The following is a 23,816-nucleotide window of genomic DNA, read 5'->3' on the forward strand; positions in this document are numbered from 1 at the left end:
TTTCGGGGCGCGCCACGCTCTATCACGCTCCCAATGTTTACGAACCAGCTCGTGATAGCATCCGCGCCTATGAAGTTTCCAGGAAGAATTACCAGTGGCGTGCTCATGCTGATTACCAGCTGTGCGGCACTGGCCCAAAGTGAATTGGATGTGCGGATCAAACCGTCCAACGATGAACTCAAGGCCAATATAGAGGGCTATATTGGCAGCCTCGGCGATCGTGACGAAGCAGCCTTGTTGCGCTTCAGTCGTGGCGCCGAGGAACAGGCGCGCAAAGCCGCCCAGGCCTTGGGTTATTACCAGCCGCAGATCGACAGCGACGTGAAGGGCGGCAAGTCGCCGCGCCTGATACTCACCATCGACCCCGGCGAGCCGGTGCATTTGCGCAACGTCACCATCCGCGTCGACGGCCCGGCGGCCACTCTCAAATCCTTTCATGTACCCAAGAGCCATGCACTGCAAACCGGTGCCGTGCTTAACCATGGTCAATACGAAGATGCCAAGCGGCTGATCCAGAATCAGGCCTCGCGCTACGGCTTTTTAGCGGCCGTTTCACCCGTTCGAAACTGTCGGTCGACCCGCGAGCCGGCGTGGCCGATATCGAACTGATCTACGACAGCGGCCCGCGTTACTCGTTGGGCAAGGTCAGTTTCGAAGGCGACACGCCGTTCGACGAAGACCTGCTGCAACGCATGGTGCCGTTCAAGGCCGGCACGCCGTATGACTCGGAACTGATCGCCGAACTTAACCAGGCGCTGCAATCGAGCGGTTATTTCGAGGGCGTGCGGGTCGATGCTGCGCCCACGGCATCGAAAAATGACGTGATCCCGGTGGATGTCAAACTGGAAACCCGCAAGCCGCGCACCATGGGCCTGGGTCTTGGCTATTCCACCGACGTCGGCCCACGGGTCAAGGCCAACTGGACCCGGCACTGGGTCAACCCGCAGGGTCACAGCTATGGCTGGGAGACCGAAGTCTCGGCGCCACGGCAAAACGTCGGAGTGTTCTACGACATTCCCCTGGACCCGCCGCTGACCGACAAACTGCGCTTTGCCGGCGGCTATCAGAACGAAGAAATCGCCGACAAGGACAGCCTCAGCAAGATGCTGACCCTGGGCCCCGAGTGGCACAGCAAGTTGCCCAGCGGCTGGCAGCGAGTGGTCTCGCTCAAGTGGCAGCGCGAGGAATATCGGCTTGGCGATGACTCCGGACTCAGTACGTTGTTGATGCCGGGCGTGAGTTATTCGTACCTCAAGAGCGACAACCGCATCGATCCGCACAACGGTTATCGCCTGGCATTCGAAACCAAAGTGGCCAAGGAGGGTTTGGGTTCGGACAACAACCTGGTGTACGGCACGGCGCTGGTCAAAGGCCTGACGACGGTCTTCGATAAACACCGTTTCCTCGGTCGCGTGCAGGTCGGCGGCAGTGCCACCAACGGCTTCAACTCGATCCCGCCGTCGCTGCGCTTCTTCGCCGGTGGCGACCAGAGCGTGCGCGGTTACGATTATCAAAGCCTGTCCCCGGAAAACAACGAAGGTGACCGCATCGGCGGCCGCTACATGGTTGCCGGCAGCGTCGAGTATCAGTACTCCATTGCCGAAAAATGGCGGGTCGCGACCTTCGTCGACCAGGGCAACTCCTTCAATACCCTTGAATTGCCGAACCTCAAGACCGGGGTCGGTATCGGCGTGCGCTGGGTCTCGCCAGTAGGGCCGATCCGCCTCGACCTGGCCCATGCGCTGGACGACGATGGCGGCATTCGATTGCACTTTTCCATGGGGCCTGAACTGTGAAGCCTGGTTTTGTAAAGCGTGGCTTGACAATAACGCTGCTGGCGATTCTGGCGCTGCTGATGCTGGTGCTCCTGACGCTGGCCACGGTGCTGGGTACGACGAATGGCAGTCGCTGGGCGCTCGGGTTTGTGCCGGGTTTGAGCCTGGAGAATTTCCAGGGGCATTTAGGTGGACAGTGGAGCGCTGACCATGTGCTCTGGCAGCAGGACAGCAGCCGGGTCGAGCTGAACAAGGTGATATTCGCCTGGTCGCCGTTGTGCCTGACGCGCATGACCTTGTGCATCGAGCAATTGAAGGCCGATCAAGTCAGCCTGCAATTCCCGCCGAGTGCTGAAGAAGCAAGCAGCGGGCCGATCAGCCTGCCGGATTTGCAGCTGCCTGTGGCTCTGGAACTGGGCGACGTTCAGGTCGGCAGCCTGCTGTTCAACGGCAGTGAGCAGTTCAAGGGCCTACAACTGGCGGCGCACTGGACGGTCAACGGCTTGCAGATCGACTCGCTGAAATTGCAGCGCGATGAGTTGAGCCTGAATCTGTCCGGCCTGCTGCAGCCGACCGGTAACTGGCCGCTCAAGGCTGAAGGCAAACTGACCTTGCCTGCGCCGGGCACCGAGCCATGGGCGCTGGCCCTGACAGTTGATGGCGACCTGCTGAAAACCCTGAATCTGAAAGCCGACAGCAGCGGTTACCTGAACGGGCAACTGACCGGCGAACTGCAACCGTTGGTGGAACACCTGCCGGCCAAGGTGCGCATCACCGCTGATGGCTTCAAGCCTAGCGCCGATCTGCCGGACACTTTGCAACTCAATCAACTGGAGCTCACCGGCGATGGCGATCTGAAAAACGGTTATCAGTTGCTCGGAAAAGCCACATTGCCTGCCGAACAAGGCCCGGTCGCGCTGCTGCTGCAGGGCAAGGTCGACGCCAACGGCGCGCAGATCGCCGCGCTGGACCTGACGGCCAACGACAAGCAAAGCCTCAAACTCACAGGGCTTCTGGACTGGAGCAAAGGCTTGAGTGCTGAGGCGAAAGTCGATTGGCTGGACTTCCCCTGGCACCGTCTCTATCCGTTGATCGACGAACCGGAAGTGGCCTTGCGTAACTTCAAAGGCGAAGTCTCCTACACCGACGGCAAATACCTCGGCCACTTCGATGCTGCGCTGGATGGCCCGGCGGGCGCATTCAGCCTGACCAGCCCGTTCGCCGGCGACCTGACGAAAATCTACCTGCAACAGATTCAACTCACCGCCGGGCAGGGCAAGGCGGAAGGGCACCTGAACCTGCAATTCGCCGATGGCGTTGCCTGGGACACCGCGCTGGATCTTTCTGCGATCAACCCGGCGTACTGGGTTGCCGAGCTACCGGGCATTCTTGCCGGACCGTTGCGCAGTAAAGGCGAGTTGAAGAATGAGAAGTTCAGTCTGACGGCCGACCTCGATCTGAAGGGCAAACTGCGTGGCCAACCGGCCGTCCTGCAAGCCAAGGCCGATGGCGCCGGCGAGCAATGGAACCTGAATGCGCTGCAAATCCGTCTCGGTGACAACAGCATCAATGGCAAGGGCAGCCTGCAACAGAAGCTCGCCGGGCAGATCGACATCAAATTGCCGCGTCTGGCCCAGCTCTGGCCGCAATTGCGCGGCCAGATCAATGGTCGGGTCGATGTCGCTGGCACGCTCAAGGCCCCCCAAGGCAAGCTCGGACTGCAAGGTACACAACTGGCGTTCGCCGACAATCGCCTGCAAAGCCTGAACCTGGACGCCACCCTCGACAGTGCGCAACGGGCGAAAATTGATCTCAAGGGCAGCGGCATCCAGGCCGGTGATACGTCGCTCGGCACCCTGACCGCCAGCGGCCAGGGTGATATCAAGAACCAGAAGCTGAGCCTCGACTTGCAAGGGCCGAAGCTGAAACTGGCCCTCGGGCTGGAGGGCGCGCTGGACAAGGGCAGCTGGCGCGGACGTCTGGCCAGCGGCGATATCCAGGCCGGTGGCCAGGATTGGAAGCTGCAAGGCCCGGCAAAACTTGAGCGACTGGCGGACGGCAAAATCAACTTCGGCGCCCATTGCTGGATGTCCGGCCCGGCCAGTTTGTGCGGTGAAGATCAGCGGCTGATGCCTGAACCGAAGCTGCGTTATCACCTCAAGCAATTCCCGATCGACAGCCTTGCCCAGTGGCTGCCGAAGGATTTCGCCTGGCAGGGCCGACTCAATGCTGACGTGCAACTGGACGTACCGGCCAGCGGCCCGAATGGTCAGATCAGCATCGATGCCAGCGGCGGCACGTTGCGGGTCAAGGAAAAGGACCAGTGGCTGGAGTTTCCCTACCAGACGCTGAAACTCACCAGCAAACTCACGCCCAAGCGCATCGACACCGACCTGAACTTTGTCGGCGGCAAACTCGGTGAATTGATGGTGCAGACCCAGATCAATCCGCTGCCAAAAAACAAACCCCTGACTGGCTCATTCCGCTTGAGCGGCCTGGACCTGTCGGTGGCACGTCCGTTCGTGCCCATGGTCGAGAAACTGACCGGGCGTTTGAACGGCAGCGGCACGATTGCAGGTACGCTGCTGGCACCGCAGGTCAACGGCAACCTGCTGCTCAGCGACGGCGAGGTTTCCGGGCCTGAGTTGCCGCTGGAGATTCAAGCCTTGCAACTGCGGGCGGTGATCGCTGGTGAAACCGTGCAGCTCAATGGCGATTGGAAAAGCGGCAAGACCGGGCAGGGCAGCCTCAACGGCAATATCGCCTGGGGCCAGGCACTGGTGGTGGACCTGGCGCTCAAGGGCTCGCAGTTGCCGGTCACCGTCGAGCCTTACGCCAAGCTCGAAGTGGCGCCTGACCTGAAAATCTCGATCAAGGACGACAAGCTGGCGGTCGCCGGCAAAGTACTGGTGCCCAAGGGTGACATCACTATTCGCGAGTTGCCGCCGTCGACGGTCAAGGTTTCCGGTGACACGGTGATCGTCGGCCAGCAGACCGAGCAGGGCAAACCGCCGATGGCCACGGTCATGGACATTGATGTGGTGGTGGGTGATGAAAAACTGAGTTTTGCCGGGTTTGGTCTTACGGCGAACCTGAAGGGGCATGTGCACATCGGCGACAACCTGGATACCCGCGGCGAACTCTGGCTCAACGATGGGCGTTATCGTGCCTACGGCCAGCGCCTGACGGTGCGTCGTGCACGTCTGCTGTTTGCAGGTCCCATCGACCAGCCGTATCTGGATATCGAAGCCGTCCGCCAGACCGACGACGTGATTGCCGGGATTCGCTTGAGCGGCAGCGCCGAGCAACCGACCACACAGATCTTCTCCGAACCGGCCATGAGCCAGGAGCAGGCGTTGTCCTACCTGGTATTGGGACGTCCGCTGAGCACCAACGGCGAGGACAACAACATGCTCGCCCAGGCGGCACTCGGGTTGGGTCTGATGGGCAGTTCCGGGGTGACCGGCGGCCTGGCGAAGAACCTGGGCATCGAGGATTTCCAGCTCGATACCCAGGGCAGCGGCAACACCACCAGCGTGGTCGCCAGCGGCAACCTCTCCGAGAAGCTCAGCCTGCGCTATGGCGTCGGCGTGTTTGAACCGGCGAACACCATTGCCTTGCGCTACAAGCTGAGCAAAAAAGTCTACCTCGAAGCCGCTGGCGGCGTGGCCAGTTCGCTGGACATCTTCTACAAGCGGGATTTCTAAGTCCCGCTCTTTCCAAAACCGAGTCGCGGCCTTCGCTGGCAAGCCAGCTCCTACAGGTCCGTGTGATCCCTGTAGGAGCTGGCTTGCCAGCGAAGGCGTCCGCGTTGCCGCCACAAATCCCGACACCATTGGTCAACTATTTAGCAAGCATGCTAACTATTACGTTGACATTCGCTGCCTAGGCAGTAACATCTCGTCATACATTCACTGCCTAGGCAGCTAACTGGTGATCAGATGAAGCATTTCACCCCAGACGATTTCCACAATTGCCATCTTGGTCTGTTGCTCGGACGCGCCGCGCTGCTCAAGGACCGGATCATCGATACGCACATGGAACCCCACGGCATCACTGCCGCGCAGTTCAAAGTGCTGATCATCATGGCCCAGTTCGGCGTCGATTCACCGGGCGAGCTGTGCCGTCACCTGTCCCTGGACAGCGGTTCGATGACCCGCATGCTCGATCGTCTGGAACAGAAAGGTTTTCTCGCCCGCCAACGCTCCGAAGCGGATCGCCGGCAGGTTCAGCTTGTGTTGACGCAGGAGGGCCAGAAACTGGCCGATCGTCTGCCGCACATCGGTGCCGAAGCCATGAATGAACTGGCCGGCGGCATCACCCCCGATGAGCTGAAAACACTGGAACAGATCCTGAAGAAAATCTTGGTGGCAGCCGGTGATGCGATCACCTTGCTGCGGGTAGGTGACAAATGAGCAGCAAAACCTTGCGCACCGGCCTGAGCCTGGTGCTGTTGGCCATGAGCCTGGCCGGTTGCGCCAGTTACAGCGGTCTGAGCACCGAAGGCGTCAGCCTCGATGCGAAAAACCTCAAGGCCGGGCAATCCCTCGGCGGTGTGACGCTGTCGCAGGCCGCCTGGCCGAAAAGCGACTGGTGGAAAAGCCTCGGCGATCCGCAGCTCGACGGTCTGATCCGCGAAGCCCTGCACGACAGCCCGGACATGCAGATCGCCGACGCCCGCGCCCATCAGGCCAGCGCCGCCGCATACGCCGCCGATGCCAACCGGATGCCGACCCTCGATGCCAGTGCCGGTGTCAGCCGTTCGCGCCTGGCCCGCGATCAAGACCCGAGTGGGCAGGGCGACCGGTACGCGACCTTGCGCAGCCTCGGCGCCAGCTTCAACTACAACTTCGATCTCTGGGGCGGTCAGCGTGACGCCTGGGAAGCCGCACTCGGCCAGGCCCGCGCCGCCGAAGTCGATCAACAGGCCGCGCAGCTGACCTTGTCCGCCGATGTCGCCCGTGCCTACAGCGATCTGGGGCAGGCGCACATCGTTTATGACCTGTCTGCCGAGGACCTCAAGCGCACCAAACAAATGCTCGACCTGAGCCAGCGTCGCTTGAACTCCGGGATCGACAGCCAGTACCAGTTCCAGCAGACCGAAAGCCTGGAAGCCACTTCCGAAGCCAATCTGATCGACGCCGAGAAACGCCTGCAAAGCGCGAAAATCGCCCTGGCCGTGCTGCTTGGCAAAGGCCCGGATCGCGGCAATGAAATCACCCGTCCGCAAATTCTCAAGGCCAGCGCCGTGGCGTTGCCGTCGGTACTGCCGGCCGAGTTGCTCGGTCGTCGTCCGGATCTGGTGGCCGCGCGCTGGCGGGTCGAGGCAGCGAGCAAAAATATCGACGCCGGCAAAACCCGCTTCTATCCCAACTTGAACCTCAGCGCTGCCGCCGGTGCCGAATCTTTGTTGGGCGATGCAATGTTCGGTTCGGCGAGTCGCTTCTTCAATATCGCGCCGACCATTTCCCTGCCGATTTTCGACGGTGGCCGCCTGCGTGCCGACCTCGATTCCCGCGACGCCGATTACGACCTCGCGGTGGCGCAGTACAACAAAAGTCTGGTGAAAGCGCTGGGAGATGTCAGTGACAGCATCAACCAGTTGCGTGACATCGGCCGGCAAATCGCTGCCCAGCAGCACGCCACCGACATCGCCCAGGACTCTTACAACACCGTGGTCCAGCGGTACGGTTCCGGCATCGGTAACTACCTGGACGTGCTCAGCATCGAGCAACAGTTGCTCCAGGCCCAGCGTCAGCTGGCCAACCTGAATGCCGAACAGATCGATCTGTCGATCCAACTGATGCAGGCGCTGGGTGGCGGATTTCAGCCTGAGGCCATCGCCTCGGCTAACGCTACTCCAGCCACGCTGACCCACTAATTCAAGGTATTTGTCATGGCCACTGCCGATATAACTCAATCCGCTGAAAACGCTCCAGGCAACCCCAACTCGGGCAAGCGCAAGTTTATGTTGCTGATCCTCGCCGTAGCGGTCGCACTGAGCGGCGCGGGCGTCTGGGCTTATCATGACTTCTACGGTCGCTGGAGCGAAAGCACCGACGACGCCTACGTCAACGGCAATGTGGTGGAAATCACCCCACTGGTCACCGGCACCGTGGTGAGCATTGGCGCCGACGATGGCGATCTGGTCCACGAAGGCCAGGTGCTCGTGAACTTCGACCCCAACGACGCCGAAATCGGTCTGCAAAATGCCCAGGCGCAACTGGCGCGTACCGTGCGTCAGGTTCGCGGCTTGTACAGCAACGTCGACGGCATGAAAGCCCAGGTCAATGCCCAGCAAGCTGAAGTGCAGAAAGCCCAGGACAACTTCAATCGCCGGAAAAACCTCGCCGCCGGCGGGGCGATCTCCCAGGAAGAACTGTCCCACGCCCGCGACGATTTGACCTCGGCGCAGAACGCCCTGGCCAACGCCAAACAGCAACTCAAGACCACCAGCGCTTTGGTGGATGACACCGTGGTGTCGTCCCATCCGGACGTGATGGCTGCCGCCGCGCAATTGCGTCAGGCCTACCTGAACAACGCCCGCAGTACCTTGATCGCGCCGGTCACCGGTTACGTGGCCAAACGTACCGTGCAACTCGGTCAGCGCGTACAGCCTGGCACGGCGCTGATGGCGGTGATCCCGCTGGATCAGCTGTGGATCGACGCCAACTTCAAGGAAACCCAACTGCGTGACATGCGCATCGGCCAACCGGTGGAGATCGAAACCGACCTCTACGGCAGTAGCGTGAAATACAGCGGCACCATCGACAGCCTCGGCGCCGGTACCGGTAGCGCGTTTGCCTTGCTGCCAGCGCAGAACGCCACCGGTAACTGGATCAAGATCGTGCAGCGGGTGCCGGTGCGGATTCATGTGAACGCCCAAGAGCTGGCCAAAAACCCATTGCGGGTCGGCCTGTCGACCGTGGTCGATGTGAATCTGCGCGACCAGAGCGGCCCGGTACTGGCGCAGCAGCCACCGCAGAAGGCTTCGTTCAGCACCAACATCTATGACAGTCAGTTGGCCGAAGCCGACGCCATGATCACGCAACTGATTCACGACAACAGCGCCGCGGTCAGCAAGACCGCGAACCGCTGATACCGGACCTTGTGGGAGCGGGCTTGCTCGCGAATGCGGTGTGTCAGTCGCCATAGTGGTATCTGACACACTGCATTCGCGAGCAAGCCCGCTCCCACAGGGGCAGTTGTGATCTTCTGATTCATAGGATTCGCGATGAGCAATAACGCCTCTTTCAGCCCGCCCAGCCTGGTGCTCAGCACCATCGGCCTGTCGCTGGCGACCTTCATGCAAGTGCTCGACACCACCATCGCCAACGTGGCGTTGCCGACGATTCCGGCAACCTGGGCGTGAGTTCGGAGCAGGGCACATGGGTGATCACTTCGTTTGCGGTGAGCAACGCGATTGCGCTGCCGCTGACCGGTTGGCTCAGCCGGCGTTTCGGCGAGGTGAAGTTGTTTGTCTGGGCGACGATACTGTTTGTACTGGCCTCGTTCCTGTGCGGGATTTCCACTTCCATGCCTGAGCTGGTGGGCTTCCGGGTCCTGCAAGGGGTGGTGGCGGGGCCGTTGTATCCGATGACCCAGACGTTGCTGATTGCGGTCTACCCGCCGGCGAAAAGGGGGATGGCCCTGGCGCTATTAGCGATGGTGACGGTGGTGGCGCCGATTGCCGGGCCAATCCTCGGTGGCTGGATCACCGACAGTTACAGCTGGCCGTGGATCTTCTTCATCAACGTGCCCATTGGCCTGTTTGCCGCGTGGGTGGTCACGCAACAGATGAAGAAACGGCCGGTGGTCACCAGTCGCCAGCCCATGGATTACGTCGGCCTGATCGCGTTGATAATCGGCGTCGGTGCGCTGCAGATCGTCCTCGACAAAGGCAACGACGCCGACTGGTTCGAATCGAGCTTCATCATTATTGGCACGGCGATCTCGGTGGTCGCCCTGGCGTTCTTCATCATTTGGGAAATGACCGATGAGCACCCGGTGGTAAACCTGCGGCTGTTCGCCCACCGCAACTTTCGCTACGGCACCATCGTGTTGATTCTGGGCTACGCCGGGTTCTTCGGGATCAACCTGATCCTGCCGCAATGGTTGCAGACGCGTCTGGGCTACACCGCAACCTGGGCCGGATTTGCTGTGGCGCCGCTGGGCGTCCTGCCGGTGCTGCTGTCACCGTTCGTCGGTAAATACGCTCCGCGCTTCGACATGCGGGTGCTGGCGGGCGGGGCTTTCCTGGCCATCGGCCTGAGCTGCTTCATGCGCGCCGGATTCACCAATGAAGTGGACTTCCAGCACATCGCCATGGTGCAGTTGTTCATGGGCATCGGCGTGGCGCTGTTCTTCATGCCGACCCTGACCATCCTGCTGTCGGATTTGCCTCCGCACCAGATTGCTGACGGTTCGGGGCTGGCCACGTTCCTGCGGACCCTGGGCGGCAGCTTCGCGGCATCGTTGACCACCTGGATCTGGATCCGCCGTGCCGATCAGCACCACGCGTACCTGACCGAAAGCATCACCCGGTTCGATCCGGCAACCCGTGAGGCGTTGACGCATTTGGGCGGGGCAGGGGCCAAGGCGTACACGCAGCTGGATCAGATGGTGATCAGCCAGGCGTACATCATGTCCACGGTGGACTACTTCACCCTGCTGGGGTGGATGTTCATGGGCTTGATATTGATCGTGTGGCTGGCCAAACCGCCGTTTACCGCCAAGGCGGGACCTGCGGCCTCTGCCGGCCACTAAGCCAAACACAACCCCCTGTAGGAGCGAGTTCACTCGCGATGGACGTCAACGATAACGCTGGGTGCCTGATACCCCGCGTCGTTCTCAGGTTTATCGCGAGCATGCTCGCTCCTACGGGGGTTTTGTATTCGGTGGTTAGGCTGACGGCGCAGCCAATTGTGGCGGCGGGACGAAATCAAACGGCGCCAACGCAAACCCGTGTTCATCCACCTGCAGCGCCCAGCCCTGACGATCCCAATCCCCCAGCACAATGCGCCGGGCCGCCTGATCGCCAAGCTGCAACTTGTGTACGGCCGGGCGGTGGGTGTGACCATGGATCAGGGTATTCACGCCGTATTGCTGCATGATCCGCGGAATTTCTTCGGGCGTGACATCGACAATGTCATTGGCCTTCATCTGCGTTTGCGCACGGCTTTCACTGCGCAGCTTGCGCGCCAGTTTATGCCGCGTGCTTAAAGGCAGATGCCGCAGTATGAACAGCGTAATGGGGTTGCGCAGGTAGCGACGCAGCTTCATGTAGCCGACATCGCGGGTGCAGAGGCTGTCGCCGTGCATTAACAGCACCGGCTCGCCGTTGAACTGCACGACACTCGGGTCTTTCAACAGGGTGCAGCCGGCCTGTTTGCAGAAGGCCTGGCCGAGCATGAAATCGCGATTGCCGTGCATCAGAAAAATGGCCGTGCCGCTGTCGCTTAATTCGCGCAGGGCTTGGCAGATGGAGCGCTGGAAGGGGGTCATGGCGTCGTCGCCAATCCACGCCTCGAAAAAGTCGCCCAGAATGTACAACGCACTCGCCGAGCGGGCGCGTCCGGCGAGCAAATCCAGAAACGCCCGGGTTATGTCCGGGCGCTCCTCTTCCAGATGTAAGTCTGAAATCAGCAATATCACTCAATGATCTCGGCTTTCTCGATGATCACGTCGTCTGCTGGTACGTCCTGGTGGCCGGACTTGGAGGTGGTGGCCACGCCTTTGATCTTGTCGACAACGTCGGTGCCGGAAACTACTTTGGCGAATACCGCGTAGCCCCAGCCCTGAACGTTCTTGCCGCTGTGGTTCAGGAAGCTGTTGTCAGCCACGTTGATGAAGAACTGGGCGGAAGCCGAATGCGGCTCCATGGTGCGGGCCATGGCGACGGTGTATTTGTCGTTGGAAAGACCGTTGTCAGCTTCGTTCTGGATGCTTGGACGCTTGTCTTTCTTTTCTTTCATGCCTGGCTCGAAACCGCCGCCCTGGATCATGAAATTACCGATTACACGGTGGAAAACGGTGTTTTCGTAGTGACCGGCTTTGACGTATTCGATGAAGTTGGCAACGGTCAACGGTGCCTTTTCAGCGTTCAGTTCCAGGACGATGTCGCCATGGTTGGTGGTCAATTTGACTTGGGTCATGTTGGCTACTCTTTAATGAATTCGTGGGTTTCGGGGCAACAAGGCCCTCAACCGTGTTGGTCAGCGTTGACCAAGGAGCGCAGTTTAGCGCGACAGGCGCGAATTTCGAGGCTGTTTTTCATTTGCATCCGATTAAATGCAGTCGTTTTCGGGCCTGCTCTGTCAGCTGCTTGACGGCATCGGCTATGATAGCGGCTTTGTTTTGTCCGGCCCTTAGCAGGCCATGCACTTGTACGCCAAGGATCCTATGAGCAAGCCCACTGTCGACCCTACCTCGAATTCCAAGACCGGCCCTGCCGTGCCGGTCAACTTCCTGCGGCCGATCATCCAGGCAGACCTGGATTCGGGCAAGCACACGCAGATCGTCACCCGTTTTCCGCCTGAGCCCAACGGCTACCTGCACATCGGTCACGCCAAGTCGATCTGTGTGAACTTCGGCCTGGCCCAGGAATTCGGTGGCGTCACGCACCTGCGTTTCGACGACACCAACCCGGCCAAGGAAGATCAGGAATACATCGACGCGATCGAAAGCGACGTCAAGTGGCTGGGCTTCGAGTGGTCCGGTGAAGTGCGCTATGCCTCGCAGTACTTCGACCAGCTGCACGACTGGGCCGTCGAGCTGATCAAGGCCGGCAAGGCGTATGTCGACGACCTGACCCCTGAGCAAGCCAAGGAATACCGTGGCAGCCTGACCGAGCCGGGCAAGAACAGCCCGTTCCGTGATCGCAGCGTCGAAGAGAACCTGGACTGGTTCGCCCGCATGCGCGCCGGCGAGTTCCCGGACGGCGCACGTGTGCTGCGGGCCAAGATCGACATGGCTTCGCCGAACATGAACCTGCGCGACCCGATCATGTATCGCATCCGTCACGCGCACCACCACCAGACCGGTGACAAGTGGTGCATCTACCCGAACTACGACTTCACCCACGGTCAGTCGGACGCCATCGAAGGCATCACCCACTCGATCTGCACCCTGGAGTTCGAAAGCCACCGTCCGCTGTACGACTGGTTCCTCGACAGCCTGCCAGTGCCGGCGCATCCGCGTCAGTACGAATTCAGCCGTCTGAACCTGAACTACACCATCACCAGCAAGCGCAAGCTCAAGCAACTGGTCGATGAAAAGCACGTTCATGGTTGGGACGATCCGCGCATGTCGACGCTGTCGGGTTTTCGCCGTCGCGGCTACACCCCGGCGTCGATCCGCAATTTCTGCGACATGATCGGCACCAACCGTTCCGACGGCGTGGTCGACTTCGGCATGCTTGAATTCAGCATCCGTCAGGACCTGGATCAGAACGCGCCACGTGCCATGTGCGTGCTGCGTCCGTTGAAGGTCGTGATCACCAACTACCCGCAAGACCAGGTCGAGAACCTCGAACTGCCGCGTCATCCGCAGAAAGAAGAGCTGGGCGTGCGCAAGCTGCCGTTCGCTCGTGAAATCTACATCGACCGCGATGACTTCATGGAAGAGCCGCCGAAGGGCTACAAGCGCCTTGAGCCAAACGGCGAAGTGCGTCTGCGCGGCAGCTACGTGATCCGTGCCGACGAAGCGATCAAGGACGCCGACGGCAACATCGTCGAGCTGCGTTGCTCGTACGACCCGGACACCCTGGGCAAGAACCCCGAAGGGCGCAAGGTCAAGGGCGTGGTGCACTGGGTGCCGGCGGCTGCCAGCGTCGAATGCGAAGTGCGTCTGTACGATCGTCTGTTCCGCTCCGCCAACCCGGAGAAGGCCGAAGATAGCGCCAGCTTCCTGGACAACATCAACCCTGATTCGCTGCAGGTACTCACCGGTTGTCGTGCCGAGCCTTCGCTGGGCAATGCACAGCCGGAAGACCGTTTCCAGTTCGAGCGCGAAGGTTACTTCGTCGCGGATATCAAGGACTCGAAACCAGGTCAGCCGGTATTCAACCGTACCGTGACCCTGCGTGATTCGTGGGGCCAGTGATTCAAGGATTTATGACGTGCTAACGATTTACAACACGCTCACCAAGAGCAAAGAAGTCTTCAAGCCGCTGGATGGCAACAAGGTGCGCATGTACGTGTGCGGAATGACCGTGTACGACTACTGCCACCTGGGCCACGGCCGCAGCATGGTCGCCTTCGACCTTGTGACCCGCTGGCTGCGGTTCAGCGGTTACGACCTGACCTACGTGCGCAATATCACCGACATCGACGACAAGATCATTAATCGGGCCAACGAGAACGGCGAGTCGTTCGAAGCCTTGACCGAGCGCATGATTGCGGCGATGCACGAAGATGAAGCGCGCCTGAACATCAAGAAGCCGGACATGGAGCCGCGTGCCACGGATCACATTCCTGGCATGCACGCGATGATCCAGACCCTGATCGACAAGGGTTACGCCTACGCCCCGGGCAATGGCGACGTGTACTACCGCGTCGGCAAGTTCATGGGCTACGGCAAGCTATCGCGCAAGAAGATCGAAGACCTGCGCATCGGCGCCCGTATCGAAGTCGACGAGTCGAAACAGGACCCGCTGGACTTCGTGCTGTGGAAAGCCGCCAAGCCGGGTGAACCGAGCTGGGAATCACCATGGGGCGCCGGGCGTCCGGGCTGGCACATCGAATGCTCGGTGATGTCGACCTGCTGCCTTGGCGAGACCTTCGACATTCATGGCGGCGGCAGCGACCTGGAGTTCCCGCACCACGAAAACGAAATCGCCCAGAGCGAAGCGGCCACCGGCAAGACCTACGCCAACGCGTGGATGCATTGCGGCATGATTCGCATCAATGGCGAGAAGATGTCCAAGTCCTTGAACAACTTCTTCACCATCCGCGACGTGCTCGACAAGTACCACCCGGAAGTCGTGCGTTACCTGCTGGTGTCGAGCCACTACCGCAGCGCGATCAACTACTCGGAAGACAACCTCAAGGACGCCAAAGGCGCACTCGAGCGTTTCTACCACGCGTTGAAAGGCCTGCCGAACGTGGCGCCGGCTGGCGGCGAAGCGTTCGTCGAGCGTTTCACCACGGTGATGAACGACGACTTCGGCACGCCGGAAGCCTGCGCGGTGCTGTTCGAGATGGTGCGCGAGATCAACCGTCTGCGCGAGAGCGATCTCGATGCAGCGGCCGGTCTGGCGGCGCGCTTGAAGGAACTGGCCAGCGTGCTCGGTGTGTTGCAGCTCGAAGCCGATGACTTCCTGCAGGCCGGTGCCGAAGGGCGCGTGGATGCGGCTGAAGTCGAAGCGCTGATCGCTGCGCGCCTGGCGGCGCGTGCCGGGAAAGACTGGGCCGAATCCGACCGCATCCGCGACCAGCTCACGGCCATGGGTGTGGTGCTGGAAGACGGGAAGGGTGGGACGACCTGGCGTTTGGCTGACTGATGATCGTTCCCACGCTCTGCGTGGGAATGCAGCCCGGGACGCTCCGCGTCCCAAATCAAAAGCCGAACGCAGAGCGTCCGTTGAGGCATTCCCACGCGGAGCGTGGGAACGATCAAACCGTCATTAGCTGTCTGATTGGCGCAACCGCTTGTAAAGGGTATTGCGGCTAACTCCAAGGCGCCGCGCCAGATACGAGATATTCCCCCCGCCGCCTGCAACTGCCGATTCAAATCCTCGGCATCATTCAAATCCACCGCCAGCGGCTCCGGCGTATCCACCGGCTCCATCTCCATATCCACAAAAAAATCATCCGGCAAATGCTCCAGCCGCACCGGTTGTTCCTCGGCCATGGCCAGTGCCACCTGCATCACGCTGCTGACCTGACGCAAATTCCCAGGCCACGGATGGCGGTCGAACAGCTCCAGTACCTCTCGGCTCAATCCGGCCCACTGGCTCGGTTCGCGGTGTTGTTCCCACAAGCGCTTGAACAGCGCTTGCTTGTCGCTACGCTCGCGCAGCGGCGGCAATTCCAGGGTCAAGCCGCCGATGCGGTAGTACAAATCTTCGCGGAAGCGACCCAGTTGCACCTGTTCGCGCAGGGAGCGGTTGGTCGCGGAAATGATGCGGATGTCCACCGGGAACAACTCGCTGCTGCCCACCGGTTGCACGCAACGCTCCTGCAACACGCGCAGCAATCGCGCTTGGGTTGGCAGGGGCATGTCGCCAATTTCGTCGAGGAACAGCGTGCCTTTATCGGCCTTGCGGATCAGGCCGATGCTGCCTTTCTGATTGGCACCGGTGAACGCGCCTTTTTCGTAGCCGAACAGTTCGGATTCCACCAATTCGGCGGGGATCGCCGCGCAGTTGACGGCGATGAATGCTTGTTTACTGCGTGAGCTGGCCTGATGCAGCGCTTTAACGAAGACTTCCTTGCCGACGCCGGTTTCACCATGGATCAGCAACGGGATGTCTTTTTCAAGCAAACGCTCGGCCTGACGCACGGCTTTTTCCACGCGGCTGTCGCCCAAGTGCAGGGTATTGAGGCTGATTGCGGCAGGCGTCGGTGCAGCCACTGCCGGTTCATCGAACACACGGGCCTGAATCGGTGCCTGCTTTGGCCGTTTCAGCAGGCACTGGAAGCGGTTGCGCCCTGAGCCTGCAAAGAGAAGGGCAGGCCTTCCGGTTGATTCAACAATTCCAGCAGCGACACCTTGAACAGGCTCTCGACACTGACCCGCGACAGACGTACACCCAGCAGATTGTCGGCGCGGCGGTTAGCGGACAATACCTGGCCGCTCTCGTCGAATATCAACAACCCGGCCCACTGGCTGTCGAGGTTATTCAGGCCGGTGTTGAAGGTCAGCTGGAAATGCTGACCGTGAAACAGGTTGAGGATCAGCCGGTTTTCCACGGTCTGACTCATCATCTTCACCATGCCCAGGGTATGGGACGGCGGCAGATAGCTGTCACTGGACACGTCCAGCACCGCGATGACCTTGCGCTCGGCATCGAAAATCGGCGCAGCGGAACCGGTCATGAAGCGGTTGGCCTTGAGAAAGTGTTCATCGTGCTCGATGTGCACCGCCTGCTCGCAGGCCAGCGCGGTGCCAATCGCGTTGGTCCCGCTGCAATGCTCCATCCAGCTAGCGCCAGCGCTGAAGCCGCGGGTCAGGCTCGGATCGATAAAACGCTGGGTGCCCCAGGACGTCAGCACCTGACCCTGATTGTCGGCGAGCATGATCAGGCAATTGGAGTTGCTGAGGATGTTCTCGTAATACGGCAGCACTTCCTGGTGGGTGGTCTGCACCAATGAGTGCTGGCTCTCCAGCAACTGCGCAACGCCTGCGGCGGGCAGTTGATCGAATGCGGGAGCACTCTGATGGTTGAGGCCAAACGCGCGGCAACGGGACCAGGAGTCCTGGATGATGGCGTCGTGGGATAACGCGGGGCAGGTGCGGCCATTCAAGTCAGCCTCTGATTAACGCTTTTATTGTTGTTATGGATTTGCGCACAACAGCATATTTCATACGTGATGACATTGGCACACCACATACCTGTAGGAGCCAGGCTTGCCGGTGAAGGCGTCCTCAAAATCGCCTTCGCCGGCAAGCCTGACTCCTACAGGTGTGCGAAAAACGGTCTAAAGAGTGTTGTTCACTAATGTTCATTGTCAATCGTTCAAGTGTTCAGTTGTTCAGTCGCGGTTGTTCATTTCTGTTCAGCATCGAACGCTGATTTGGTTCGGATGTCCTTTTTTTCAAGCCCGATCAAATGCTTGCGATTTCTGGCACAAATGTCGCTATGTAGCTCCGGTCGCTTGACTCCAAAAATAAAAAGGCCGAGCCATGTCATTAACCCTGGAGCATGTCAGCCGCACCGTCGAGGGCCAGACCTGGATTGACGATGCGTGCCTGCGTTTCGAACCCGGATCCTTCAACGTTTTGCTCGGGCGCACGCTGTCCGGCAAAACCAGTCTCATGCGCCTGATGGCCGGGCTGGACAAGCCTGACAGCGGCCGCATCTTGATGAATGGCGTCGATGTCACGCAACGCCCGGTGCGTTTGCGCAACGTGTCGATGGTCTATCAGCAGTTCATCAATTACCCGACCATGACCGTCTTCGAGAACATCGCCTCGCCGTTGCGTCAGGCCGGTGTGTCCAACGAGCTGATCCAGAGCAAGGTGCTGGAAACCGCAAAGATGCTGCGCATCGAGAAATTCCTTAAACGCTATCCGCTCGAACTCTCCGGCGGCCAGCAGCAGCGCACGGCCATGGCCCGGGCGCTGGTCAAGGATGCGGAGCTGATCCTGTTCGACGAGCCGCTGGTCAACCTCGACTACAAGTTGCGCGAAGAGTTGCGCCAGGAAATGCGCGAGCTGTTCAAGGCTCGCCATACCATCGCCATTTACGCGACCACCGAGCCCAACGAAGCCCTGGCCCTGGGCGGCACCACGACCATTCTTCACGAAGGCCGGGTGATTCAAAGCGGCAAGTCGTCCGAGGTCTATCACCAACCGCAGACGGTGCTGGCGGCCGAGTTGTTTTCCGAGCCGCCGATCAACTTGATGCCCGGACGCATCGCCGGCAACGAAGTGAGCTTCGCCAATTTCGTGCACTTCCCGTTGAACGTCGATTTGCGCCCGGTGGGCGAGGGCGAGTTCCGCTTCGGTGTACGCCCCAGTCATATCTCGCTGGTGCCGAGCAACGACGATGACCTCGAGTTGGCGGTGACCGTCGAGGTCGCCGAAATCAGCGGCTCGGAAACTTTCCTGCACGTGCGCAACGAGCATTTCCTGCTGGTGCTGCACCTGCCTGGCGTTCACGAATATGACGTCGATGCGCCGATTCGCATCTACATCCCGACTCATAAACTGTTTGTGTTCGATACGCAGGGCGACTGGTTCAGGCGCCGGGCCGGCGTGTCGCGAGGGTTGCCTGATGGCCGAAATCCGTTTGCAGAACCTCGCCCACAGCTATACCAGCACGCCGAACGGTCCCGAGGATTATGCAATCCGCGAGATGGACCATATCTGGGAACAGGGCGGCGCCTATGCCTTGCTCGGGCCATCGGGTTGTGGCAAGTCGACCTTGCTCAACATCATTTCCGGGTTGCTCAGCCCGTCTCAGGGCCATGTGTTGTTCGATGGCAAAGCGGTCAACGACCTGACGCCGGAGAAGCGCAACATCGCTCAGGTTTTCCAGTTTCCGGTGGTCTACGACACCATGACGGTGTTCGACAACCTGGCCTTCCCGTTGCGTAACCAGGGCATGGCCGAGGCGAAAATTCACACCAAAGTGCAGGAAATCGCTGAAGTCCTCGACCTACAGGGACTGTTGAGCAAAAAGGCTCGCAACCTCACCGCCGACGAAAAACAGAAAGTCTCCATGGGCCGTGGGCTGGTGCGCGATGACGTGTCGGCGATCCTGTTCGATGAGCCGCTGACGGTGATCGACCCGCACCTGAAGTGGAAGCTGCGGCGCAAGCTCAAGCAGATCCACGAGCAGTTCAACATCACCATGGTCTACGTCACCCACGATCAGCTGGAGGCGTCGACTTTCGCCGACAAGATCGCGGTGATGTACGGCGGGCAGATTGTGCAGTTCGGCACGCCGCGAGAACTGTTCGAGCGGCCGAGCCACACCTTTGTCGGCTATTTCATTGGTAGCCCGGCATGAACCTGATCGAGGTGCAACCGCAACCGGGAGGCGTCGGTTTCGCTTCGATCCATCTGCCGCTGTCCGAAGCCATGCAAAAGCGCATCGTCGAATCCAGCTGGCACACCTTGAAGGTCGGCATTCGGCCGGAGTTCATCCACGTGTGGGACGAGCCGTACGATGACGCGATGCGGGCACAAGTCGTACACGTCGAAGATCTGGGCACCTACAAGATCATGACATTGAACCTCGACGGCGTGCCGCTGAAGGTACGCCTGGCCGAGGACAAACCGGTGCCCGAAGGCACGGCGTACATCAGCTTTCCCGCGCAATGGCTGATGGTCTACGCCGATGAATTCCTGCTGGAGCCGCAAGCTATTGGTGAAGACCTTGCCAACAAAGGGGCGCAGCCATGAACAAGGTGCAGAACAACAAGGCCTGGTGGCTGGTGCTGCCGGTGTTCCTGCTGGTGGCATTCAGTGCGGTGATCCCGATGATGACCGTGGTCAACTACTCGGTGCAGGACATCTTTGATCAGTCCAGCCGCTACTTCGTCGGTGCCGACTGGTACAAACAGGTATTGCTCGATCCGCGTCTGCATAATTCGTTGCTGCGCCAGTTCATTTATTCGGCCTGCGTGCTGCTGATCGAAATCCCGCTGGGCATCGCCATCGCCCTGACCATGCCGATCAAGGGCAAATGGTCCTCGTTGGTGCTGATCATTCTGGCGATTCCGCTGCTGATTCCGTGGAACGTGGTCGGCACCATCTGGCAGATCTTCGGCCGGGCCGACATTGGCCTGCTCGGTTCCAGCCTCAATGCCATGGGCATCAGCTACAACTATGCGGCCAACACCATGGACGCCTGGGTCACCGTGCTGGTGATGGATGTCTGGCACTGGACATCGCTGGTGGCGCTGTTGTGCTTCTCCGGTCTGCGGGCGATTCCCGACGTGTACTACCAGGCGGCGCGGATTGACCGAGCGTCGGCGTGGGCGGTATTCCGGCACATCCAGTTGCCCAAGCTCAAGAGCGTATTGCTGATCGCCGTGATGCTGCGCTTCATGGACAGTTTCATGATCTACACCGAGCCGTTCGTGCTGACCGGTGGCGGGCCAGGCAATGCCACGACTTTCCTCAGCCAGACCCTGACGCAAATGGCGATCGGGCAGTTCGACCTGGGCCCGGCTGCGGCGTTCTCGCTGGTGTACTTCCTGATCATCCTGTTGGTGTCCTGGCTGTTCTATACCGCCATGACTCACTCTGACGCCAACCGTTGAGGCCCGCGCCATGAGCAAAAGAAAGCTTTTCCCGTTGCTGCTCTACATCCTGTTCCTGTTGGTGCCGATCTACTGGCTGCTGAACATGTCCTTCAAGAGCAACACCGAAATCCTCGGCGGCCTGACGCTGTTTCCCCAGGATTTCACCGTCCACAACTACAAGGTGATTTTCACCGATCCGGCCTGGTACACCGGTTACCTCAACTCGCTGTACTACGTGAGCCTGAACACGGTGATCTCCCTGAGCGTGGCGTTGCCGGCGGCGTACGCGTTCTCGCGTTATCGCTTTCTGGGCGACAAGCACCTGTTCTTCTGGTTGCTGACCAACCGCATGGCGCCGCCGGCGGTGTTCCTGCTGCCGTTCTTCCAGCTGTATTCCTCGATCGGGTTGTTCGATACGCACATCGCCGTGGCGCTGGCGCATTGCCTGTTCAACGTGCCGTTGGCGGTGTGGATTCTTGAGGGCTTCATGTCCGGCGTTCCGAAGGAAATCGACGAAACGGCCTACATCGACGGCTACAGCTTTCCCAAGTTTTTCGTGAAGATTTTCGTCCCGCTGATTGGTTCCGGCATCGGCGTGACGGCGTTTTTCTGCTTCATGTTTTCCTGGGTCGAACTGCTGTTGGCGCGAACCCTCACTTCGGTGAACGCCAAGCCCATCGCGGCGGTGATGACCCGCACGGTCTCGGCGTCCGGCATCGACTGGGGCGTGCTGGCGGCGGCAGGGGTGTTGACCATCCTGCCCGGCATGCTGGTGATCTGGTTTGTTCGCAACCACGTGGCCAAGGGCTTTGCCCTGGGTCGGGTATGAGGAGTCGATGATGGAATGGATGAGTTGGACCGTCCCGACGGCGGCATTCTTCAGTGTGATTGCCTTGATCCTGGTGGTGATGACCACTTGGGAGTTGCGTTCGCCGAGCATTCTGCGGCGTGGCTTTTTGCCGATTGCCACCACCCGTGGTGATCGGCTGTTTATCGGTCTTCTCGGCAGCGCCTACCTGCACTTGCTGGTAGTTGGCGTGACCGACTGGAGCATCTGGATAGCGTTTGCGTTGTCCCTGGTGTGGCTGTTGGCTGTGATGCGTTGGGGCTAGTCGAATCGCTCGGCAATGTTGCTCCCAAATTCAATAAGGAGGTCTCTATGTTCGACAAAAACAATAAGCTGCGACATAGCATTTCATTGGCAGCCATGCTGGCACTCGGCGGTTTGAGCGCAACGGCCTGGGCCGATGCCTATGAAGACGCCGCGAAAAAGTGGATCGGCAGTGAGTTCAAGCCGTCCACGTTGACGGCGGATCAGCAGCTCGCGGAATTGAAGTGGTTCATCAAGGCAGCCGAGCCGTTTCGCGGGATGGACATCAAGGTTGTCTCGGAAACCCTGACTACTCACGAGTATGAGTCCAAGGTACTGGCCAAGGCCTTCACCGAGATCACCGGGATCAAAGTGACCCACGACTTGCTGCAAGAAGGCGACGTGGTGGAAAAGCTGCAGACCGTGATGCAATCGGACAAGAGCATCTATGACGGTTGGGTCAACGACTCGGACCTGATCGGTACCCACTTCCGCTACGGCAAGACCGAAGCGATCACTGACTTGATGGCCAACGAGGGCAAGAACTTCACCTCACCGACCCTGGACATCAAGGACTTCATCGGCATCTCGTTCACCACCGCTCCGGACGGCAAGCTCTATCAATTGCCCGACCAGCAGTTCGCCAACCTGTACTGGTTCCGCGCCGACTGGTTCGAGCGACCGGAGCTGAAAGCCAAGTTCAAGGAAAAGTACGGCTACGAGCTGGGCGTGCCGGTGAACTGGTCGGCCTATGAAGACATCGCCCAGTTCTTCAGCGAAGACGTCAAGGAAATCGACGGCAAGCGGGTCTACGGGCACATGGACTATGGCAAGAAAGACCCATCCCTGGGCTGGCGCTTCACCGATGCCTGGTTCTCCATGGCCGGTGGCGGCGACAAGGGCCTCCCCAACGGCTTGCCGGTGGATGAGTGGGGCATTCGGGTCGAGGATTGCCATCCGGTTGGTTCGAGTGTGACCCGTGGTGGCGACACCAACGGCCCGGCTGCGGTGTTCGCCACCACCAAATACGTTGACTGGCTCAAGGCCTATGCGCCACCGGAAGCGGCGGGCATGACCTTCTCCGAATCCGGTCCGGTGCCGTCGCAAGGCAACATCGCCCAGCAAATCTTCTGGTACACCGCGTTCACTGCCGACATGACCAAACCGGGTCTGCCAGTGGTGAACGCCGATGGCACGCCGAAATGGCGCATGGCGCCATCACCGCGCGGGCCTTACTGGCAGGAGGGCATGAAGCTGGGGTATCAGGACGTGGGGTCCTGGACGTTCATGAAGTCCACGCCTGAGAAACAGAAACTCGCGGCCTGGCTGTATGCGCAGTTCGTGACCTCGAAAACTGTGTCGCTGAAGAAACCATCGTCGGCCTGACGCCGATCCGCGAATCGGACATCAACTCCCAGGCGATGACCGATCTGGCACCGAAACTCGTGGTCTTGTTGAGTTCTACCGCAGCCCGGCCCGCGTGCAATGGACGCCGACGGGGACCAACGTGCCTGATTATCCTCGCCTCGCGCAGTTGTGGTGGAGCCATATCGCCGAAGCCGCCAGCGGCGACAAAACTCCGCAAGAGGCACTGGATGGTCTGGCCAAGGACCAGGACGCCATCATGGCCCGGCTGGAACGCTCGAAAGTGCAGTCTACCTGCGCCCCGAAAATGAACCCCGAACGCGACGCGCAGTACTGGTTCGATCAACCGGGCGCACCGCAACCGAAACTGGCAAACGAAAAGCCTAAAGGCGAAACCGTGAGCTACAACGAACTGCTGAAATCGTGGGCGGATGCGCGTAAGTAAAGGTTGGAGTTTGAAAGGCGAACGGCACCGGGAGGTGCCGTTTTCTTTTGTGTCTATTGAGGCCCTTTCGCGAGCAAGCCCGCTCCCACATGGGATCAGCTAGTGAACACAAAATTTGTGTCCGACGCTGATCCCATGTGGGAGCGGGCTTGCTCGCGAAGAGGCCATCCGATACGACAAGCGTTTTCAACCGGACAAAAAATTCAAAGATACGTTGAAATAGT

Annotated in this window: 11 protein-coding genes and 6 pseudogenes; 14 read left to right on the plus strand and 3 right to left on the minus strand. The window is 60.0% G+C overall.

What is annotated here, in order from left to right; translation table 11 throughout:
- Positions 1-69 precede the first annotated feature (69 nt).
- From CES87_RS23045 to CES87_RS23070, 6 genes and pseudogenes are all read left to right on the plus strand, one after another.
- Positions 70-1,796 (plus strand): annotated as a pseudogene (locus CES87_RS23045) (autotransporter assembly complex family protein).
- A gap of 59 nt (positions 1,797-1,855) precedes the next feature.
- Positions 1,856-5,482, plus strand: coding sequence for a translocation/assembly module TamB domain-containing protein (locus CES87_RS23050; protein ID WP_128607965.1), 3,627 nt, complete (start codon positions 1,856-1,858; stop codon positions 5,480-5,482).
- A gap of 234 nt (positions 5,483-5,716) precedes the next feature.
- Positions 5,717-6,190 carry a MarR family winged helix-turn-helix transcriptional regulator gene (locus CES87_RS23055; protein WP_128607906.1) on the plus strand — a complete coding sequence of 158 codons (474 nt, stop codon included), beginning with the start codon at positions 5,717-5,719 and terminating at the stop codon, positions 6,188-6,190.
- On the plus strand, positions 6,187-7,656 hold the full coding sequence (locus tag CES87_RS23060) for an efflux transporter outer membrane subunit (RefSeq protein WP_128607907.1): 1,470 nt from the start codon (positions 6,187-6,189) through the stop codon (positions 7,654-7,656). Before CES87_RS23055 ends, CES87_RS23060 begins: the two co-directional genes overlap by 4 nt.
- Positions 7,657-7,671: 15 nt before the next feature.
- Entirely contained in the window at positions 7,672-8,874 is a 1,203-nt protein-coding gene (locus CES87_RS23065; RefSeq protein WP_128607908.1) for an efflux RND transporter periplasmic adaptor subunit, read from the plus strand.
- 135 nt (positions 8,875-9,009) lie between these two features.
- Positions 9,010-10,541: pseudogene (locus CES87_RS23070) on the plus strand (DHA2 family efflux MFS transporter permease subunit).
- Positions 10,542-10,676: 135 nt separating this feature from the next.
- Here CES87_RS23070 and lpxH read toward each other — a convergent pair.
- Positions 10,677-11,429 carry a UDP-2,3-diacylglucosamine diphosphatase gene (gene lpxH, locus CES87_RS23075; RefSeq protein ID WP_128607909.1) on the minus strand — a complete coding sequence of 251 codons (753 nt, stop codon included), beginning with the start codon at positions 11,427-11,429 and terminating at the stop codon, positions 10,677-10,679.
- Positions 11,426-11,929, minus strand: a complete 504-nt coding sequence (locus tag CES87_RS23080) for a peptidylprolyl isomerase (RefSeq protein WP_128607910.1) — start codon at positions 11,927-11,929, stop codon at positions 11,426-11,428. Before CES87_RS23080 ends, lpxH begins: the two co-directional genes overlap by 4 nt.
- 247 nt (positions 11,930-12,176) lie before the next feature.
- Between CES87_RS23080 and CES87_RS23085 the strand changes: the two genes are divergently transcribed.
- Both CES87_RS23085 and cysS read left to right on the plus strand, forming a co-directional pair.
- Positions 12,177-13,877, plus strand: coding sequence for a glutamine--tRNA ligase/YqeY domain fusion protein (locus tag CES87_RS23085; protein ID WP_128607911.1), 1,701 nt, complete (start codon positions 12,177-12,179; stop codon positions 13,875-13,877).
- A gap of 16 nt (positions 13,878-13,893) precedes the next feature.
- A complete protein-coding gene (gene cysS / locus CES87_RS23090; RefSeq protein WP_096510107.1) occupies positions 13,894-15,276 on the plus strand; it encodes a cysteine--tRNA ligase in 1,383 nt (460 codons plus the stop codon).
- A gap of 123 nt (positions 15,277-15,399) precedes the next feature.
- Here cysS and CES87_RS23100 read toward each other — a convergent pair.
- Positions 15,400-17,238: pseudogene (locus CES87_RS23100) on the minus strand (sigma-54-dependent Fis family transcriptional regulator).
- A 383-nt stretch (positions 17,239-17,621) separates the two neighbouring features.
- Here CES87_RS23100 and CES87_RS23105 point away from each other — a divergent pair.
- The 6 genes and pseudogenes from CES87_RS23105 (at position 17,622) to CES87_RS23130 (ending at position 23,592) form a co-directional block, all read left to right on the plus strand.
- Positions 17,622-18,715, plus strand: a pseudogene (locus CES87_RS23105) (ABC transporter ATP-binding protein).
- Positions 18,715-19,847, plus strand: a pseudogene (locus CES87_RS23110) (ABC transporter ATP-binding protein). Before CES87_RS23105 ends, CES87_RS23110 begins: the two co-directional pseudogenes overlap by 1 nt.
- Positions 19,844-20,710 (plus strand): carbohydrate ABC transporter permease, encoded by an 867-nt coding sequence (locus CES87_RS23115; RefSeq protein WP_128607912.1) that lies wholly within the window; start codon positions 19,844-19,846, stop codon positions 20,708-20,710. Before CES87_RS23110 ends, CES87_RS23115 begins: the two are co-directional and overlap by 4 nt.
- A 10-nt stretch (positions 20,711-20,720) precedes the next feature.
- Entirely contained in the window at positions 20,721-21,521 is an 801-nt protein-coding gene (locus CES87_RS23120) for a carbohydrate ABC transporter permease (protein WP_128607913.1), read from the plus strand.
- Positions 21,522-21,531: 10 nt separating this feature from the next.
- Positions 21,532-21,804, plus strand: a complete 273-nt coding sequence (locus CES87_RS23125) for a DUF2160 domain-containing protein (RefSeq protein ID WP_128607914.1) — start codon at positions 21,532-21,534, stop codon at positions 21,802-21,804.
- A 47-nt stretch (positions 21,805-21,851) separates the two neighbouring features.
- Positions 21,852-23,592, plus strand: a pseudogene (locus tag CES87_RS23130) (extracellular solute-binding protein).
- Positions 23,593-23,816: the final 224 nt, after the last annotated feature.

Origin of the sequence: Pseudomonas sp. ERMR1:02 (assembly GCF_002277815.1) — a bacterium.
In the GTDB taxonomy this organism is placed as follows: Bacteria; Pseudomonadota; Gammaproteobacteria; order Pseudomonadales; family Pseudomonadaceae; genus Aquipseudomonas.

Excerpts from the sequence above, each read along its gene's own strand:
- CES87_RS23050 (WP_128607965.1), top strand. The coding sequence starts at position 1,856 with ATGCTGGTGCTCCTGACGCTGGCCACGGTGCTGGGTACGACGAATGGC.
- CES87_RS23055 (WP_128607906.1), top strand. The coding sequence starts at position 5,717 with ATGAAGCATTTCACCCCAGACGATTTCCACAATTGCCATCTTGGTCTG.
- CES87_RS23060 (WP_128607907.1), top strand. The coding sequence starts at position 6,187 with ATGAGCAGCAAAACCTTGCGCACCGGCCTGAGCCTGGTGCTGTTGGCC.
- CES87_RS23065 (WP_128607908.1), top strand. The coding sequence starts at position 7,672 with ATGGCCACTGCCGATATAACTCAATCCGCTGAAAACGCTCCAGGCAAC.
- CES87_RS23080 (WP_128607910.1), bottom strand. The coding sequence starts at position 11,929 with ATGACCCAAGTCAAATTGACCACCAACCATGGCGACATCGTCCTGGAA.
- CES87_RS23085 (WP_128607911.1), top strand. The coding sequence starts at position 12,177 with ATGAGCAAGCCCACTGTCGACCCTACCTCGAATTCCAAGACCGGCCCT.
- CES87_RS23115 (WP_128607912.1), top strand. The coding sequence starts at position 19,844 with ATGAACAAGGTGCAGAACAACAAGGCCTGGTGGCTGGTGCTGCCGGTG.
- CES87_RS23120 (WP_128607913.1), top strand. The coding sequence starts at position 20,721 with ATGAGCAAAAGAAAGCTTTTCCCGTTGCTGCTCTACATCCTGTTCCTG.
- CES87_RS23125 (WP_128607914.1), top strand. The coding sequence starts at position 21,532 with ATGGAATGGATGAGTTGGACCGTCCCGACGGCGGCATTCTTCAGTGTG.